The organism is Vibrio diazotrophicus, from assembly GCF_038452265.1.
Lineage (GTDB): Bacteria > Pseudomonadota > Gammaproteobacteria > Enterobacterales > Vibrionaceae > Vibrio > Vibrio diazotrophicus.
On sequence record NZ_CP151842.1, the window covers coordinates 3,016,452 to 3,035,181 of the forward strand.

The following is an 18,730-nucleotide window of genomic DNA, read 5'->3' on the forward strand; positions in this document are numbered from 1 at the left end:
AATTACTCTTCGTCTTCTAGCTCGATGTTGATACCTAGCGAGCGAATCTCTTTCAACAATACGTTGAACGATTCTGGCATGCCAGGTTCCATGCTGTGGTTGCCATCTACGATGTTCTTATACATCTTAGTACGGCCGTTAACGTCATCCGACTTAACTGTTAGCATTTCTTGTAGCGTGTAAGCAGCACCGTAAGCTTCAAGTGCCCATACTTCCATCTCACCGAAACGCTGACCACCGAACTGAGCTTTACCACCAAGTGGTTGCTGAGTAACAAGGCTGTAAGAACCCGTAGAACGAGCATGCATCTTGTCATCAACAAGGTGGTTCAGTTTCAGCATGTACATGTAACCAACAGTTACAGGACGCTCAAACGCATCACCTGTACGACCATCGAACAATGTCAACTGACCAGACGTTGGAAGGTCTGCCAGTGTCAATAGTTCTTTGATTGAAGCTTCGTTCGCGCCATCAAATACTGGTGTTGCAATCGGTAGACCGTTGCGTAGGTTACCAGCCAGCACACGTACTTCTTCATCGCTCATAGAAGCGATGTCAACGTTCTGACGAGTTTCACCAAGATCGTAAACCTTCTGTAGGAATTCGCGCAGCTTAGCAAGCTCTTGCTGTTCCTTAATCATTTGGTTGATCTTGTCACCAATACCTTTAGCCGCCAGACCTAAGTGAACTTCTAGGATCTGACCGATGTTCATACGCGAAGGTACACCCAGTGGGTTAAGTACGATATCGACTGGCTGACCAGTTTCATCGTAAGGCATGTCTTCAACAGGGTTGATCTTAGAGATTACACCCTTGTTACCGTGACGACCCGCCATCTTATCACCCGGTTGGATGCGACGTTTCACCGCTAGGTAAACTTTAACGATCTTCAGTACACCTGGTGCTAGATCATCACCTTGAGTGATCTTGCGACGCTTAGCTTCGAATTTCTTATCGAAGTCAGCTTTCAGTTCGTCGTACTGCTCTGCTAGCTGTTCTAGCTGAGTTTGTAGTTCGTCGTCTTCTAGCGTTTGTTCTAGCAACTGCTTACGGTCGATAGATTCAACTTTAGCTTCGCTGTAGCCTGCAGTAAGTAGCAGAGAACGAACACGTGCAAATAGACCGCCTTCAAGAATTTGGAACTCTTCAGTAAGATCTTTCTTCGCTTCTTTCAGCTGCATTTGTTCGATTTCAAGTGCACGCTTGTCTTTCTCTACGCCATCGCGAGTGAAGACTTGTACATCGATAACCGTACCTGCAACAGAGTTAGGCACACGTAGTGAAGTATCTTTAACGTCAGAAGCTTTTTCACCGAAGATAGCGCGTAGTAGCTTCTCTTCTGGAGTTAGCTGAGTTTCACCTTTAGGTGTTACTTTACCAACTAGGATGTCGCCACCCTTAACTTCTGCACCAATGTAAACGATACCTGACTCATCCAATTTAGATAGAGCAGCTTCACCTACGTTTGGAATATCCGCAGTGATCTCTTCAGCACCAAGCTTAGTATCACGAGCCACACAAGATAGTTCTTGAATGTGGATAGTGGTAAAGCGGTCTTCTTGAACAACACGCTCAGAAACTAAGATCGAGTCTTCGAAGTTGTAACCGTTCCAAGGCATAAATGCGATACGCATGTTTTGGCCAAGAGCCAATTCGCCTAGGTCAGTTGAAGGACCATCTGCAACTACGTCACCACGAGCAACAAGTTCACCTGGCATCACACAAGGACGCTGGTTGATACATGTGTTTTGGTTTGAACGTGTGTACTTAGTTAGGTTGTAGATATCGATACCCGCTTCACCTGGTACCAACTCTTCTTCATTAACCTTAACAACGATACGAGATGCGTCCACAGACTGAACAACACCACCACGTTTAGCAACAGCAGTTACACCTGAGTCAACAGCTACGTTACGTTCAATACCAGTACCAACTAGAGGCTTGTCTGCTCTTAGAGTTGGAACTGCCTGACGTTGCATGTTCGCACCCATCAATGCACGGTTCGCGTCATCGTGTTCTAGGAACGGGATAAGCGAAGCTGCGATAGATACTACTTGGTTTGTAGCAACGTCCATGTAGTCAACGTGTTCACGAGGGTGAAGACCAGATTCACCTTTTTGACGTGCTGTGATCAGTTCGTCAGCAAAAGTGCTTTCTTCTGTCAGCTTCGCGTTCGCCTGAGCGATAACGAATTGACCTTCCTCGATAGCTGATAGGTAATCAACTTCATCAGTAACAACACCATCAACTACACGACGGTACGGAGTTTCTAGGAAACCGTACTCGTTACAACGTGCAAACGCAGATAAAGAGTTGATCAAACCGATGTTTGGACCTTCAGGCGTTTCGATAGGACATAGACGACCGTAGTGAGTTACGTGTACGTCACGTACTTCGAAGCCAGCACGTTCACGAGTAAGGCCACCAGGACCCAATGCAGAAATACGACGTTTGTGCGTAACTTCTGAAAGCGGGTTGTTTTGGTCCATAAATTGTGAAAGCTGTGAAGAACCAAAGAATTCTTTTACAGCAGCAGAAATCGGTTTCGCGTTGATCAGATCTTGTGGCATCACGTTATCTAGATCGCCTAGGCTTAGACGTTCTTTAACTGCGCGTTCAACACGTACAAGACCAACACGGAATTGGTTTTCTGCCATTTCGCCTACGCTACGGATACGACGGTTGCCAAGGTGGTCGATATCGTCCACTTCGCCAATACCGTTACGGATCGCGATAAGCTTCTTCATCACTTCGATGATATCAGTTTCATCAAGAGTGCCTTGCTCACCAGCGTCTTCACGACCGATTGAGCTGTTGAACTTCATACGACCTACAGTTGATAGATCGTAACGTTCTTCAGAGAAGAATAGGCTATTAAATAGCGTTTCAGCCGCTTCTTTCGTTGGCGGCTCGCCAGGGCGCATCATGCGGTAGATTTCTACAAGCGCAGAAATACGGTCAGTTGTGCTGTCAACACGGACAGTGTCAGACATGAATGGACCGTGGTCTAGATCGTTCGTAAATAGAACTTCTAGTTTTTTGTATCCCGCTTGAGATAAGTTCGCTAGTGCTTCTAGGCTAATCTCTTGGTTAGCCGCGATGATTACTTCGCCAGTCGCTTCATTGATGTAATCTTTAGAAGATACTTTACCAACTGTGTATTCAACTGGTACTTCAATGAATTCAACGCCATCTTTTTCAAGTTGACGGATGTGACGAGCCGTAACGCGACGACCTTTCTCTACATAGACCTTGCCATCAGCTTCGATGTCAAACGTAGCCGTTTCACCACGTAGACGCTCAGGCACCAACTCCATCATTAGAGTTTGGTCTTTCACTTCGAAGTTTACTTTTTCGAAGAAGATATCAAGGATCTCTTCAGTCGTCTTACCTAGAGCACGAAGAATGATCGATGCTGGTAGTTTACGACGGCGGTCAATACGTACGTATAGGTTATCCTTTGGATCGAATTCGAAATCCAACCATGAACCACGGTAAGGAATGATACGCGCGTTATATAGAACTTTACCTGAAGAGTGGGTCTTACCCTTATCGCTGTCGAAGAATACGCCTGGGCTTCTGTGCAGCTGGGATACGATAACCCTCTCGGTACCATTAATTACAAAGGTACCATTATCTGTCATGAGTGGAATTTCACCCATGTAGACTTCTTGTTCTTTAATATCTTTGACAGTACCTGCTGGCGCGTCTTTATCAAAAATCACAAGGCGTAGTTTTACGCGCAGTGGTTTTGAATAAGTTACACCACGGATTTGACATTCTTTAACGTCAAAAACTGGCTCACCAAGACGGTAGCTAACGTATTGCAGCTCTGAATTGCCGTTGTAGCTCTGAATTGGAAATACAGAACGAAAAGCAGCTTCAAGACCGTATTGTCCCTCAGGATCCTGTTCGATAAATTTATCGAATGAATCGAGCTGGATCGATAGCAGGTATGGAATGTCCAGTACTTGTGGACGAGTACCAAAGTCCTTACGGATGCGCTTTTTCTCGGTATAAGAGTAAACCATGGGGTTCCTCAGCTCGCTGATAAGTGACCCAAACTGTCCACCTTGAAGGTTTAGGACAGTGACTAAATCGCTGTTTACTGTAGTGACGGTTTGTCAGTTCGACTTCCGCTTTTTGCATGAATATGGGACGCTTAAACAGCGGGAAAATTCGCCCATACCCTACAGCGCAAAAAGGCCGGTGGTTATTAAACCACCAGCCATTAGCCTTTCGGCTAAGAAATTAAGTAATTATTACTTAACTTCAACAGTTGCACCAGCTTCTTCAAGCTCTTTCTTCAGTGCTTCTGCTTCTTCTTTAGAAACAGCTTCTTTCAGAGGAGCTGGAGCGCCGTCAACTAGAGCTTTAGCTTCTTTAAGACCTAGGCCAGTTGCACCACGTACTGCTTTGATTACAGAAACTTTGTTCGCACCAGCAGCAGTTAGGATTACGTTGAATTCAGTTTGCTCTTCAACAGCTGCACCAGCAGCAGCGCCGCCAGCTACAACTGCAGCAGCAGCAGAAACACCGAATTTTTCTTCCATTGCAGTGATTAGTTCAACAACTTGCATTACAGACATTTCTGCAACTGCGTCTAGGATTTGCTCGTTAGTAATAGACATAACAATTCTCTTTTAAGTCAACAATAAGTTTATTTTGCAACCAGTAAAAAGCAAGGCAATTAAGCAGCTTCTTTTTGATCACGGATAGCAGCGATAGTACGTACCAATTTGCCAGCAGAAGCTTCTTTCATGCACATCATTAGTCGTGCGATTGCTTCGTCGTAAGTTGGTAGTGTCGCTAGTACTTCAACGTCAGTGATAGAACCTTCGAATGCAGCAGCTTTGATTTCGAATGCTTTGTTCTCTTTAGCGAAGTCTTTAAAAAGACGTGCTGCAGCACCTGGGTGCTCATTAGAGAAGCCGATCAAAGTTGGACCTACGAATACGTCTTGTAGACATTCGTAAGCTGTGCCTTCTACAGCGCGACGTGCAAGTGTGTTACGAACAACTTTTAGGTAAACACCAGCTTCACGAGCTTGTTTACGTAGAGTTGTCATAGCAGCAACTTGTACACCACGAGAGTCAGCTACAACTGCAGAAAGTGCACCACTGGCCGCTTCGTTGACTTCAGCAACAATTGCTTGTTTGTCTTGAAGGTTTAAAGCCATCTTGGATTACTCCTGGTTGATATTACACCACTCACTATTGTCACAACAGTGAGAGATTATTAGGTGCAGTTCCAGAAGAAAGGTAACCCATTCTTTAAAATAAAAAATGAAATCTTTCTGTCAGGTTCGGGCACCATCTACGTAGGTTGTATTAAGTTATCGAATGATAACGCCTACGGTCTTGGACGGAGACTGAATTCTGATTCAGAGAATCGGGCTTCAGCCCCAACCACAAATATTAGGCGCAAAATTATACACAAATTTTGCGCCTAAGCAAATGCATTATGCTTGAGTGTTCAGAGTATTCTGATCAACAGCAACACCAGCACCCATAGTAGTAGAGATGCTTACCTTCTTCAGGAAAGTACCTTTCGCTGAAGATGGTTTTGCTTTCTTAAGCGCAACTAGTAGAGCTTCTAAGTTCTCTTGTAGTTGGTTAGCTTCGAAAGACACCTTACCAATAGTAGTGTGGATGATACCGTTCTTGTCGTTACGGTAACGAACCTGACCAGCTTTAGCGTTCTTAACCGCTTCAGCAACGTTAGGAGTTACAGTACCAACTTTAGGGTTTGGCATTAGACCACGTGGACCAAGGATGGTACCAAGTTGACCTACAACGCGCATTGCATCTGGAGATGCGATAACTACGTCGAAGTCCATAACACCTTTCTTAACTTGATCAGCTAGGTCTTCCATACCCACTAGGTCAGCGCCTGCAGCTTTAGCAGCTTCAGCGTTTGCACCTTGAGTGAATACAGCAACACGGATATCACGACCAGTACCGTGTGGTAGTACAGTTGCACCACGTACGTTTTGGTCAGATTTACGAGCGTCGATACCTAGGTTAACAGCAACGTCAACAGACTCTACGAATTTTGCAGTTGCTAGTTCTTTAAGAAGAGCAACAGCTTCGTTGATTTCGTACTCTTTAGTTACATCCACTTTCTCGCGGATTGTACGCATACGCTTAGTTAGTTTTGCCATTATATTAACCCTCTACCACTAGGCCCATTGAACGAGCAGTACCAGCGATAGAACGCTTCATCGCTTCGATGTCAGCACCAGTCATATCAGCAGCTTTAGTTTCTGCGATTTCTTGGATTTGAGCGTCAGTGATAGTACCCACTTTTTCAGTGTTTGGACGACCAGAACCAGACTTGATACCAGCTGCTTTCTTAAGAAGAACTGCTGCAGGTGGAGTCTTAGTTTCGAATGTGAAAGAACGGTCGCTGTATACAGTGATAACAACTGGAGTAGGTAGACCTTTCTCGATAGATTCTGTACGTGCGTTGAACGCTTTACAGAATTCCATGATGTTCACACCACGTTGACCTAGAGCAGGACCAACTGGTGGACTTGGGTTAGCCATACCCGCTGCAACTTGCAGCTTGATATAAGCTTCAACTTTCTTAGCCATGATATTTCCTAAATTTTGGGTTCAAACGCTAATTAACAATCAGCTCCCCGAAGTAACAAAACCAATTAAAGGTTTAGAAAACCTGATTCTCAAGTGGTAACACTCAAAAATGGTATTAATACCTGTAAAAAGGCGCGAAATTATAGCTAGCATTCGCGCCTTAAACAAGCCTAAAAGGTGTTTTTTTAGTCAACCTTTTCAACTTGTCCAAATTCAAGCTCAACTGGTGTCGCACGACCAAAGATCGATACAGACACTTTCAGGCGGCTCTTCTCATAATCCACTTCTTCAACCGTACCGTTAAAGTCAGCAAATGGACCTTCGTTAACACGAACCACTTCACCCGCTTCGAACATAGTCTTAGGACGTGGAGCTTCGCTCGCCTTCTCTAGACGGTTCAGAATCGCGTCTGCTTCTTTATCAGTAATTGGCGCTGGACGATCAGAAGTACCACCAATGAAGCCCATTACACGAGGGACGCTACGTACTAAGTGCCAAGATTCATCATTCATAATCATTTGCACAAGCACGTAACCAGGGAAGAATTTACGTTCACTTTTACGGCGTTGACCCGCGCGCATCTCAACAACTTCTTCAGTTGGGACAAGCACTTCACCGAATAGATCTTCCATGCTGTGCATCTTGATATGTTCACGTAGAGATTGTGCTACGCGACCTTCAAAGCCAGAGAAGGCTTGAACTACATACCAGCGTTTTTTTGGAGCTTCACTCATGTATTAAACCCTCTATACCCCAGTAGCAAAGGCCACTAGACGAACCATAATTCCGTCAATGCCCCAAAGTACTAGAGCCATTACAATACTTACCGCTAACACAATTAGTGTTGTTTGCATCGTTTCTTGGCGTGTAGGCCAAACAACTTTACGAACTTCCATTCGTGATTCACGTGCAAAACTAATTGCGGCTTTGCCTTTTGATGTTGTTGCAGCGACGCCTAGCGCAGCAGCAATTAACACAATTACACCTGCAGCGCGAATCACTACAGACAATTCACCATACAGGTAATTACCCACAACAGCGGCAGCTAGCAGAACGAAAGTGACAATCCACTTAAATGTATCTGCTGCATTTGAGCTATCAGGAGCTTCAGCATTTGCTTTCATAAACCAACCTGTCACACAAGTCTTACTATAGACGACAACAACCCCGCTGCTGCAGGGCAAATCCATAACATCAAGGTAAAATACCTCGATGCACTCTCTTTTTTATTTGTTAAAGAGCTAAATTCTTTAACAAATAGTCCTGTTTTCACACTTGCTTGTATAAAAAACTAGCTAATGCTTAATACAGCGCATAAAAAGGGCATCAAATGATGCCCTTTTTACTAGTGTCACGTCAAATCTTATTCAAAGATTTTAGCTACAACACCAGCACCAACTGTACGGCCACCTTCGCGGATCGCGAAACGTAGACCTTCATCCATTGCGATTGGAGCGATTAGCTCTACAATCATTTGGATGTTGTCGCCTGGCATTACCATTTCTACGCCTTCTGGTAGAGAGATATCACCAGTTACGTCAGTTGTACGGAAGTAGAACTGTGGACGGTAGCCTTTGAAGAATGGAGTATGACGGCCACCTTCATCTTTAGACAGTACGTATACTTCTGACTCAAACTTAGTGTGTGGAGTGATTGAACCTGGTTTCGCTAGTACTTGACCACGTTCAACTTCGTCACGCTTAGTACCACGTAGAAGTGCACCAACGTTCTCACCCGCACGACCTTCGTCTAGAAGCTTACGGAACATCTCAACACCAGTACATGTAGTAGTTGTAGTGTCGTGGATACCAACGATCGCTACTTCATCACCTACACGTAGAATACCGCGCTCGATACGGCCAGTTACTACTGTACCACGACCTTGGATTGAGAATACGTCTTCGATTGGCATTAGGAACGGCATGTCTACTGCACGCTCTGGCTCTGGAATGTACTCATCTAGTGCTTTAGCAAGCTCGATGATTTTCTCTTCCCACTGTGCTTCGCCGTTTAGCGCGCCTAGTGCTGAACCTTGGATAACTGGTAGGTCATCACCTGGGAAATCGTACTCAGATAGAAGTTCACGAACTTCCATTTCTACTAGTTCTAGTAGCTCTTCGTCATCTACCATGTCACATTTGTTCATGAATACGATGATGTAAGGGATACCAACCTGACGGCCTAGTAGGATGTGCTCACGAGTTTGTGGCATTGGACCATCTGTTGCAGCAACAACTAAGATACCACCGTCCATTTGCGCAGCACCAGTGATCATGTTTTTAACATAGTCAGCGTGTCCTGGGCAGTCTACGTGTGCGTAGTGACGAGCTGGAGTATCGTACTCTACGTGTGAAGTAGAGATTGTGATACCGCGCTCACGCTCTTCTGGAGCGTTATCGATAGATGCGAAGTCACGAGCTGAACCACCGTATACTTTTGATAGAGTAGTACAGATAGCTGCTGTTAGAGTTGTTTTACCGTGGTCAACGTGGCCGATAGTACCAACGTTTACGTGCGGTTTCGTACGTTCAAATTTTTCTTTAGACATGAGTTGTCCCTCTAGGTACGGATTTAAGTGGCTTTATAAATGACCACGCAACCAAAAATTTGGTAGTAAAAAGTATATATCAAAAGGAAAAGTTTGCTTAGAGCTGGTGCTGATAGGCAGAATCGAACTGCCGACCTCATCCTTACCAAGGATGCGCTCTACCATCTGAGCTATATCAGCACTCTTAAATGGAGTGGAGCGGGCAGCGGGAATCGAACCCGCATCATCAGCTTGGAAGGCTGAGGTAATAGCCATTATACGATGCCCGCAACACGTAACTCTGAGAGCTATTTCCTAATAATATGGTGGAGGGGGACGGATTCGAACCATCGAAGGCGGAGCCGGCAGATTTACAGTCTGCTCCCTTTGGCCACTCGGGAACCCCTCCAAATTTTTACGCCACTTCTCTCATTAATAAGCAGTTTTCATTACAGAAAAGCTCTCACAAAGGAGAAAATGGTGCCGACTACCGGAATCGAACTGGTGACCTACTGATTACAAGTCAGTTGCTCTACCTACTGAGCTAAGTCGGCATAAGTGGTGCGCATTCTAGTGAATGATTTATTGGCTTGCAATACTTATGAGAAAAAAAATGCGAAATTTCGCGTTCTTTTGTTTGTTCGATGATTTTTCAAGCGAATTCACGCCTAAACACTAAATATTCCATCTTTCTCGTTTGAATTGTGGCTACCATATTGTATGTTCGCTGGTCTTACTCTAATTTCGACAATTGAGCATGTTATGACCCCATATTTGTCTTTTGATCGCCAACAATGGTCTGAACTTCGCAATTCAGTGCCAATGATGCTGTCAGAAAGTGATCTGCAAGAGTTGCAAGGTATCAATGAGAATTTGACGGTAAAAGAGACTGTAGAAATCTATCTCCCTCTCGCTCGCCTTCTTAACTTGTATGTCGCGGCAAGACAGAGTCGTAATAGCGTGCTCAATCAGTTTCTCGGTAATAAAGAAAGCGCTCCCCCTTTTATCATTGGGATTGCAGGCAGTGTCGCTGTGGGAAAGAGTACAACAGCTCGCTTACTAAGAGCTTTGCTCGCCCGATGGGAAAACCATTCTAAGGTTGAACTCGTCACGACCGATGGCTTTCTACATCCAAATAGAATATTGGAAGAGCGCGGTATTATGCATAAGAAAGGATTTCCTGAATCTTATGATATACGTAGCCTTGTTCAATTTGTTTCCGATGTCAAAGCAGGGAAACCGAATGTCGAAGTCCCTGTTTATTCACACCTGACTTATGACATCACAGAGCAGAAGAAAGTTGTCGATCGCCCTGACGTATTGATCATAGAAGGGCTCAATGTTCTACAAAGTGGCATGGATTATCCGCACGATCCTCATCGAGTGTTTATTTCTGATTTTCTTGATTTCTCTATCTATGTCGATGCAGATAGCCAGATGATCGAAAAATGGTATGTTGAACGCTTTATGAAATTCAGAGACAGTGCATTCAAAGAGCCGGGTTCTTATTTCAGCCATTACACTTCATTAAGCACAGAAGAAGCCATCGCAAAAGCGAAACAAATTTGGCATTCAATTAATGGTAAGAACCTACAAGGGAACATTCTTCCTACGAAAGAACGGGCTCAACTGATTTTGAAAAAAGGCCTCAACCATACCGTGGAAGAGATACTTCTTCGTAAGTAACGATAAAACATAAAAAGAGGCCTCAGCCTCTTTTTTATTCGTTGTTTCTTAAGGAAATCTCGCCACCGATAAAACTCTTAATGCCTTGTTCTGTTTCCAATAGAACACCACCTTGCTCATCAATACCACGTTCTATTCCCGTGACCTCATTCGTTCCCATAATGAGCTTAACTTTACGCCCGATAAAGTTATCTAAGCGATTCCAACGTTCTACAAAGTTTTGCATACCGTGAATTTCGTAATTCTTTAACGCTGTATCTAGGGTGTTAATAAACTCTGCAGCCAAAACATTGCGATCAATATGATCGGTACCGATCACCTCAGACAAACTTGCCCAAGGCTGATCGATAGCAGAATCACGATCTTGCATCGCCAAATTCATACCCATACCGATAACCAAGTGTGCTGCGCCACCGGCTTGACCTGACATCTCGACTAATATGCCCGCCAGTTTTCGGTCTTGATAATAAAGGTCGTTTGGCCATTTCAGTTTCACACCTTCCAAGCCCATATTTTCTAGAGCCTCTACCATAGCAACACCAACAACAAGGCTAAGCCCCATCGCTGCAGCCATACCAGCATCAAGACGCCAGTACATTGATAAATATAGGTTTGCACCGAATGGCGATACCCAATGGCGTCCACGTCTGCCTCGACCACTCTCTTGATACTCAGCAATACAAACCGTACCGGACTGCAAGTTGGCAGTATTATCAATCAAGTACTGGTTGGTTGAGCCGATTACTGGATGAAGCTCTACCGGATTTGAAACCTTTGATTGGATTAAAGTTTCATCCAACATGATCAGCGGTTGAGACAATTGATATCCTTTTCCTTGAACACGGAAGATATCAACGCCCCACTCCTGAATGCCTTTGATATGCTTACTGATCGCCGCACGAGACATTCCAAGATCTTCGCCTAACGATTCTCCCGAGTGAAAAGAGCCATCAGATAGCTTACTCAGTAACTTTAACTTTACGTCTGGATTTTTCACTCATGATTCTCCAATCAAACAACTCAAATACGTTTCTTTGTCTCGCCCCATGAAGCGAACTTCATGTTCCAACAATACACCATACGTCTCTAGTACTTTACTTCGGACTATGCCAGCCAATTCAACGATATCTTGGGCTGTGGCATTGCCTTTGTTAATCAATACTAAAGACTGATTAGGATGAACCTGAGCTCCGCCATGTACTGTTCCTTTAAGTCCCGCATGTTCAATGAGCCATCCGGCGGCAAGCTTCACACCGTCAGCAACCGGATAGGCGACAATATCTGGAAATGAAGACTTTAGCATTTCAAAATGCTGCTCGATAACAACGGGGTTTTTGAAGAAACTTCCAGCATTTCCGATGACAGCAGGATTAGGTAATTTTTCACTACGAACCTGACATACACGCTCAAACACTTGTCTGGCAGAGCAGTCTTCGCCGAGTTCTTTTAAAGGACCATAGTTAATGTTTGGTTGCCAATGCTTAGTGAGTTTAAGACCCACTGCGACGACGATTGCCTTGTTATAAAGCGTTTTCTTAAAAATAGAATCTCGGTAGCCAAAAGCACATTCTTCTTTAGTGAGACGCTTAACTTGCAATGAATCTAGGCAAAGGTAGTCAACGTATTCACACACATCTTGAAACTCTACCCCATAAGCGCCAATGTTTTGTATTGGAGCAGAACCGGCGCATCCGGGAATCAAAGCCAAGTTCTCTAACCCTGATATATTCTCGTTTATACTCCATTCAACGAGATCCGGCCAATCTTCCCCGCCCTCTACATGCAAATAATGAAAGTCTTCATCTTGAGTGTGCTTAATGCCAAGCATACGGTTAACCATGATCAAACCTTGATAGGTCTCGGTAAAAAGCATGTTGCTCCCCTTACCTAACATCAATTTGGGCAAAGCTTTAAGCAGTGGAGAACGATACACTTCTTTTAGATCATCGACTGTTTCAATGAATACTAATGTATGGCATAACTGCTCAATGCCAAACGTATGATAAGGGGCTAAATTCACATCGTGATGTAATTGCAAAGGGCTATGTAATTGCATGAGACTCTTCAGATAAACTAAACTTCGGACATTCTACAACAGATGCCATGATAAGACACAAATGCCTGAACTCAAGTTTGGACACTTAGATCCAATAAAACTCCCACTGCTTAAACGCTTCTACAAACAACATTACCCAAGCACTAAACCTAAAAGTGACGAATTATCGATTGTTGCGTATAGCGATTTTTCTATGGTTGCTGTAGTACGATTTCGCTCGATTGCAGAATGTAGGTTGCTAACTGGGATGGCTGTAGATGAATCCAAAAGAGGGGAAGGTATAGGCTCTCAACTACTCAACTATTGCTTAAACGAGGTTTTGGCCAAAAATGATTTTTGTTTTTCTTATACCCATCTACAAAACTTCTATGAACAGGCTAACTTCAAAAAAATAGATATTGAAGAATTACCAAATGACCTTAGAACCTTATTTCTTAGATACAGTCAAAACGGTAAAGATCTCATTCCAATGCAGTTTTTTGCCGAGCGCAGTGAAGTTTAAACAGCTTTTCTAGCCTTTTGTTTCACTAGTTTGGTATTATCCGTTGTTCGCACATTTGCACATTTGCACATAAGTAAGGTAAAGCATTCAAAATGATCGCTCGTAGAAACCCATTCGACCAGCTGCCGACTATTGCGCAAGATCCGACTAAATTTGCCATTCTCTTCTCTGCCAAAGAATTTCGTACTCATCTCATTGAGTCAATTCGCCAGGCTAGTAAGCGAATTTACCTTGTAGCCCTATACCTAGAAGACGATGAAGCTGGCCGAGAGATTCTTACTGAGTTGTTCGAAGCTAAGCAACGTAATCCTGGATTAGATATTAATATATGTGTCGATTGGCACCGAGCACAACGCGGCCTAATAGGTAAAGCAACCTCCGAAGGTAATGCTGCGGCTTATAAAAAGTTTAACCAAGAGTACAAACATACCATTCCAACTTATGGAATCCCTGTACGCGGCCGTGAAGTTTTTGGCGTGTTACATCTGAAAGGTTTTGTTATTGATGATACTGTCATATATAGCGGAGCCAGCTTAAACAACGTTTACCTACACTATAAAGAACGTTATCGCTTTGATCGGTACCATTCAATCGAAAATGCCACCTTAGCTGACAGCATGGTCAAATTCGTTCAAGAAGAGATGTTAGCCCATCCTGCGGTTAATGATCTTAGTGCTCAAGATAAACCAGCAACGAAAGAGATCAAAACCGATATTCGTCAATTCAGAGCTTCACTGGCTCAGGCAAGCTACAAGTTTGAACCGGATGTTGTTGCTCAGGACAAAGTTGCTATTACCCCAATTGTTGGTTTAGGTAAGCGTCGTAACAGACTTAACCAATACATCGTACAACTTATCGCTCAAGCGAAAGATGAAGTATTCATCTGCACACCTTATTTTAATTTCCCAAGAAGTATCGCAAAGGAAGTAAAGAAGGCGCTCAAACGTGGCGTTAAAGTACATATCATCATTGGCGATAAAACAGCAAACGACTTCTACATTTCACCGGAAGAAGAATTCAAGACGATTGGCGGGCTACCTTATCTTTATGAGATAAACCTGCGTCGCTTCGCTAAAGCGAATGAAGCTAACATTGCCAGCCGTAAACTGTCCATTCACCTATGGAAGCACGAAGACAATAGCTTCCACCTAAAAGGGATTTGGGTAGACAAACGCTATATGTTGTTAACGGGGAATAACCTAAATCCTAGAGCTTGGAAACTCGATTTAGAGAATGCTCTATTGGTAAAAGATGACTACCACTTGTTAACAGAGCAGTTTGAGAAAGAGATCCAAAACATTCTTCAGCATACTCACTTAGTTTGTACATACAGACAATTAGAGAAGCTTGAAGACTACCCAGAAGCGGTACAACGCTTAGTACGGAAGATCACTCGAGTGAAAGCGGACAGAGTCTTAAAACAAATACTGTAAAAGCACATAATCAAGAAACCGACACCACTGTGTCGGTTTTTTTATATCTGTTTTTAGAGGTAGTGAAACATTTAAGAATGTGTAATGAAAACGATGGAGGTGACTTCTTAAATTAATACCTAGGGCGTGTAAAGCTCAGATATTCTTATCTTGCGCAGCTTACTTTCTATTTTGGTTTAGGGTATACAGCGGAACCGCTGGAACTTCACATAGTTTGCTTTTTGTATCTACGTAGTGACAGACTGTTCGGCTCTTAAACAAAAGCAAGCAGCAGAACTACTGCTCCACATCCGTTCGCCTTTCTCCAAATACAAAATATCCCTGTCATTTCTGACAAGGCTTCAAAATAGTCTCGGAGCGGACGGGACTTCCTATTACTTTACTTGGCGCGCCCCCCGGCGTGACAAGTCGGCTTTCTCTTAAACCAAGTGAAACCCACTGAGCTGCCGCTTCGTGTTGGTTCGTCTTTCTCCAGACGCAAAAAAGCCCCGTCATTTCTGACGAGGCTTCAAATAGTGGCGGAGCGGACGGGACTCGAACCCGCGACCCCCGGCGTGACAGGCCGGTATTCTAACCAACTGAACTACCGCTCCGCATTGGTTAGCGCTTGGTGCTAAATAAAAGCCTGGCGATGTCCTACTCTCACATGGGGAGACCCCACACTACCATCGGCGCTAATTCGTTTCACTTCTGAGTTCGGCATGGAATCAGGTGGGTCCAAATCGCTATGGTCGCCAAGCAAAATTTTAAAATTCGGAAAGCTGTTTTCTCTTTAATAAAGAGCATGTTCTCTACACATTCAATTCTGCTCTTGCTTTGAGCCCACAAAACCCCTTGGGTGTTGTATGGTTAAGCCTCACGGGCAATTAGTACAGGTTAGCTCAATGCCTCACAGCACTTACACACCCTGCCTATCAACGTTCTAGTCTCGAACAACCCTTTAGGACACTTAAAGTGCCAGGGAGAACTCATCTCAGGGCTTGCTTCCCGCTTAGATGCTTTCAGCGGTTATCAATTCCGAACTTAGCTACCGGGCAATGCTACTGGCGTAACAACCCGAACACCAGAGGTTCGTCCACTCCGGTCCTCTCGTACTAGGAGCAGCCCCCTTCAATTCTCCAACGCCCACGGCAGATAGGGACCGAACTGTCTCACGACGTTCTAAACCCAGCTCGCGTACCACTTTAAATGGCGAACAGCCATACCCTTGGGACCGACTTCAGCCCCAGGATGTGATGAGCCGACATCGAGGTGCCAAACACCGCCGTCGATATGAACTCTTGGGCGGTATCAGCCTGTTATCCCCGGAGTACCTTTTATCCGTTGAGCGATGGCCCTTCCATTCAGAACCACCGGATCACTATGACCTGCTTTCGCACCTGCTCGAATTGTCATTCTCGCAGTCAAGCGGGCTTATGCCATTGCACTAACCACACGATGTCCAACCGTGTTTAGCCCACCTTCGTGCTCCTCCGTTACTCTTTGGGAGGAGACCGCCCCAGTCAAACTACCCACCAGGCACTGTCCTCGACCCGGATAACGGGTCTGAGTTAGAACATCAAACATACAAGGGTGGTATTTCAAGGACGGCTCCACACAAACTAGCGTCTGCGCTTCAAAGCCTCCCACCTATCCTACACATGTAGGTTCAATGTTCAGTGCCAAGCTGTAGTAAAGGTTCACGGGGTCTTTCCGTCTAGCCGCGGGTACACTGCATCTTCACAGCGATTTCAATTTCACTGAGTCTCGGGTGGAGACAGCGTGGCCATCATTACGCCATTCGTGCAGGTCGGAACTTACCCGACAAGGAATTTCGCTACCTTAGGACCGTTATAGTTACGGCCGCCGTTTACCGGGGCTTCGATCAAGAGCTTCGACCGAAGTCTAACCCCATCAATTAACCTTCCGGCACCGGGCAGGCGTCACACCGTATACGTCATCTTACGATTTTGCACAGTGCTGTGTTTTTAATAAACAGTTGCAGCCACCTGGTATCTGCGACTCTCATCAGCTCCATCCGCGAGGGACTTCACCGTCAAGAGCGTACCTTCTCCCGAAGTTACGGTACCATTTTGCCTAGTTCCTTCACCCGAGTTCTCTCAAGCGCCTTGGTATTCTCTACCCGACCACCTGTGTCGGTTTGGGGTACGATTCCTTACAATCTGAAGCTTAGAGGCTTTTCCTGGAAGCATGGCATCAATGACTTCACTACCGTAGTAGCTCGACATCGTGTCTCAGCCTTAAAGAGAGCCGGATTTACCTAACTCTCAAGCCTACGCACTTGAACCTGGACAACCGTCGCCAGGCCCACCTAGCCTTCTCCGTCCCCCCATCGCAATTGTAAGAAGTACGGGAATATTAACCCGTTTCCCATCGACTACGCCTTTCGGCCTCGCCTTAGGGGTCGACTCACCCTGCCCCGATTAACGTTGGACAGGAACCCTTGGTCTTCCGGCGAGGAGGTTTTTCACCCCCTTTATCGTTACTCATGTCAGCATTCGCACTTCTGATACCTCCAGCATGCTTTACAACACACCTTCAACGGCTTACAGAACGCTCCCCTACCCAATACAATAAATTGCATTGCCGCAGCTTCGGTTGATTACTTAGCCCCGTTACATCTTCCGCGCAGGCCGACTCGACTAGTGAGCTATTACGCTTTCTTTAAATGATGGCTGCTTCTAAGCCAACATCCTAGCTGTCTGAGCCTTCCCACATCGTTTCCCACTTAGTAATCATTTGGGACCTTAGCTGGCGGTCTGGGTTGTTTCCCTCTCCACGACGGACGTTAGCACCCGCCGTGTGTCTCCCGGATAGTACTTACTGGTATTCGGAGTTTGCAAAGGGTTGGTAAGTCGGGATGACCCCCTAGCCTTAACAGTGCTCTACCCCCAGTAGTATTCGTCCGAGGCGCTACCTAAATAGCTTTCGGGGAGAACCAGCTATCTCCGAGTTTGATTGGCCTTTCACCCCTAGCCACAAGTCATCCGCTAATTTTTCAACATTAGTCGGTTCGGTCCTCCAATTGATGTTACTCAATCTTCAACCTGCCCATGGCTAGATCACTCGGTTTCGGGTCTATATCCAGAGACTGAACGCCCAGTTAAGACTCGGTTTCCCTACGGCTCCCCTATACGGTTAACCTTGCCACTGAATATAAGTCGCTGACCCATTATACAAAAGGTACGCAGTCACCCCACGAAGAGGCTCCTACTGCTTGTACGTACACGGTTTCAGGTTCTATTTCACTCCCCTCACAGGGGTTCTTTTCGCCTTTCCCTCACGGTACTGGTTCACTATCGGTCAGTCAGGAGTATTTAGCCTTGGAGGATGGTCCCCCCATATTCAAACAGGATATCACGTGTCCCGCCTTACTCGTTTTCACTTAAAATGACATGTCGGTTACGGGGCTATCACCCGGTATCGCGGCACTTTCCAGAGCCTTCACCTGTGTCATTAAAAGCTTAAGGGCTAATCCAATTTCGCTCGCCGCTACTTTCGGAATCTCAATTGATTTCTTTTCCTCGGGGTACTTAGATGTTTCAGTTCTCCCGGTTCGCCTCATTAACCTATGTATTCAGTTAATGATACTCACTTATGTGAGTGGGTTTCCCCATTCGGAAATCGTAGACTCAAGTGGCTTTTACTGCCTTATCTACGCTTATCGCAAGTTAATACGTCCTTCATCGCCTCTGACTGCCAAGGCATCCACCGTGTACGCTTAGTCACTTAACCATACAACCCCAAGAGGTCTTTATGTATGGCAAACAACCAAGGTTTAGTTGTCTCTCATTATTTGAATGAGCGAGAGACATTTCGATTTTGCCGGACTCAAATATGAATACTTACTTATAAAGTAAGATTCCCAAGAACACTTGAATGTGTATTGGTACCTAAATGACTAAATCATCTAGGATTTGAGAACTTTTA

At 44.9% G+C, this 18,730-nt stretch carries 13 protein-coding genes, 5 tRNA genes and 2 rRNA genes; 3 read left to right on the plus strand and 17 right to left on the minus strand.

Annotation, left to right across the window (positions count from 1 at the left end):
* Positions 1–2 precede the first annotated feature (2 nt).
* From rpoB to AAGA51_RS14015, 12 genes are all read right to left on the minus strand, one after another.
* Entirely contained in the window at positions 3–4,031 is a 4,029-nt protein-coding gene (gene rpoB, locus AAGA51_RS13960) for a DNA-directed RNA polymerase subunit beta (RefSeq protein ID WP_042490194.1), read from the minus strand.
* 231 nt (positions 4,032–4,262) lie between these two features.
* On the minus strand, positions 4,263–4,631 hold the full coding sequence (gene rplL / locus AAGA51_RS13965) for a 50S ribosomal protein L7/L12 (protein ID WP_042490192.1): 369 nt from the start codon (positions 4,629–4,631) through the stop codon (positions 4,263–4,265).
* Positions 4,632–4,690: 59 nt separating this feature from the next.
* Complete coding sequence (rplJ, locus tag AAGA51_RS13970) at positions 4,691–5,179, minus strand: 50S ribosomal protein L10 (protein WP_042490190.1); 489 nt, start codon at positions 5,177–5,179, stop codon at positions 4,691–4,693.
* A 282-nt stretch (positions 5,180–5,461) separates the two neighbouring features.
* Positions 5,462–6,163 carry a 50S ribosomal protein L1 gene (gene rplA / locus AAGA51_RS13975; RefSeq protein ID WP_042490187.1) on the minus strand — a complete coding sequence of 234 codons (702 nt, stop codon included), beginning with the start codon at positions 6,161–6,163 and terminating at the stop codon, positions 5,462–5,464.
* A gap of 4 nt (positions 6,164–6,167) precedes the next feature.
* Positions 6,168–6,596, minus strand: a complete 429-nt coding sequence (rplK, locus tag AAGA51_RS13980) for a 50S ribosomal protein L11 (protein ID WP_042490185.1) — start codon at positions 6,594–6,596, stop codon at positions 6,168–6,170.
* A 185-nt stretch (positions 6,597–6,781) separates the two neighbouring features.
* Positions 6,782–7,330, minus strand: a complete 549-nt coding sequence (gene nusG, locus AAGA51_RS13985; RefSeq protein ID WP_042490183.1) for a transcription termination/antitermination protein NusG — start codon at positions 7,328–7,330, stop codon at positions 6,782–6,784.
* A gap of 12 nt (positions 7,331–7,342) precedes the next feature.
* Positions 7,343–7,720, minus strand: coding sequence for a preprotein translocase subunit SecE (gene secE, locus AAGA51_RS13990; protein WP_042490180.1), 378 nt, complete (start codon positions 7,718–7,720; stop codon positions 7,343–7,345).
* Positions 7,721–7,959: 239 nt separating this feature from the next.
* Positions 7,960–9,144, minus strand: coding sequence for an elongation factor Tu (gene tuf, locus AAGA51_RS13995; RefSeq protein ID WP_342291494.1), 1,185 nt, complete (start codon positions 9,142–9,144; stop codon positions 7,960–7,962).
* 104 nt (positions 9,145–9,248) lie between these two features.
* Positions 9,249–9,324: transfer RNA gene (locus AAGA51_RS14000), tRNA-Thr, on the minus strand.
* A 14-nt stretch (positions 9,325–9,338) separates the two neighbouring features.
* Positions 9,339–9,413: transfer RNA gene (locus AAGA51_RS14005), tRNA-Gly, on the minus strand.
* A gap of 34 nt (positions 9,414–9,447) precedes the next feature.
* Positions 9,448–9,532: transfer RNA gene (locus AAGA51_RS14010), tRNA-Tyr, on the minus strand.
* A gap of 69 nt (positions 9,533–9,601) precedes the next feature.
* Positions 9,602–9,677, minus strand: a tRNA-Thr gene (locus tag AAGA51_RS14015).
* 208 nt (positions 9,678–9,885) lie between these two features.
* On the opposite strand from AAGA51_RS14015, the gene coaA reads away from it, so the two are divergent.
* On the plus strand, positions 9,886–10,809 hold the full coding sequence (gene coaA / locus AAGA51_RS14020; RefSeq protein ID WP_042490401.1) for a type I pantothenate kinase: 924 nt from the start codon (positions 9,886–9,888) through the stop codon (positions 10,807–10,809).
* Positions 10,810–10,843: 34 nt separating this feature from the next.
* Here coaA and birA read toward each other — a convergent pair whose 3' ends face one another.
* The gene (gene birA / locus AAGA51_RS14025) at positions 10,844–11,806 is read right to left on the minus strand and encodes a bifunctional biotin--[acetyl-CoA-carboxylase] ligase/biotin operon repressor BirA (protein ID WP_042490402.1); all 963 of its coding nucleotides are present in this window, start codon (positions 11,804–11,806) and stop codon (positions 10,844–10,846) included.
* Positions 11,807–12,877, minus strand: a complete 1,071-nt coding sequence (gene murB, locus AAGA51_RS14030; protein ID WP_373279151.1) for a UDP-N-acetylmuramate dehydrogenase — start codon at positions 12,875–12,877, stop codon at positions 11,807–11,809. It abuts the gene before it with no gap.
* 49 nt (positions 12,878–12,926) lie between these two features.
* Between murB and AAGA51_RS14035 the strand changes: the two genes are divergently transcribed.
* Together AAGA51_RS14035 and pssA are read left to right on the plus strand one after the other, a co-directional pair.
* Positions 12,927–13,367, plus strand: a complete 441-nt coding sequence (locus AAGA51_RS14035) for a GNAT family N-acetyltransferase (protein WP_042490403.1) — start codon at positions 12,927–12,929, stop codon at positions 13,365–13,367.
* A 92-nt stretch (positions 13,368–13,459) separates the two neighbouring features.
* Complete coding sequence (gene pssA, locus AAGA51_RS14040; RefSeq protein ID WP_042490405.1) at positions 13,460–14,800, plus strand: CDP-diacylglycerol--serine O-phosphatidyltransferase; 1,341 nt, start codon at positions 13,460–13,462, stop codon at positions 14,798–14,800.
* 516 nt (positions 14,801–15,316) lie between these two features.
* Here pssA and AAGA51_RS14045 read toward each other — a convergent pair.
* The 3 genes from AAGA51_RS14045 to AAGA51_RS14055 form a co-directional block, all read right to left on the minus strand.
* A tRNA-Asp gene (locus tag AAGA51_RS14045) sits at positions 15,317–15,393 on the minus strand.
* A gap of 30 nt (positions 15,394–15,423) precedes the next feature.
* Positions 15,424–15,539, minus strand: a 5S ribosomal RNA gene (gene rrf, locus AAGA51_RS14050).
* A gap of 106 nt (positions 15,540–15,645) precedes the next feature.
* Positions 15,646–18,535, minus strand: a 23S ribosomal RNA gene (locus tag AAGA51_RS14055).
* Between the last annotated feature and the right edge of the window lie 195 nt (positions 18,536–18,730).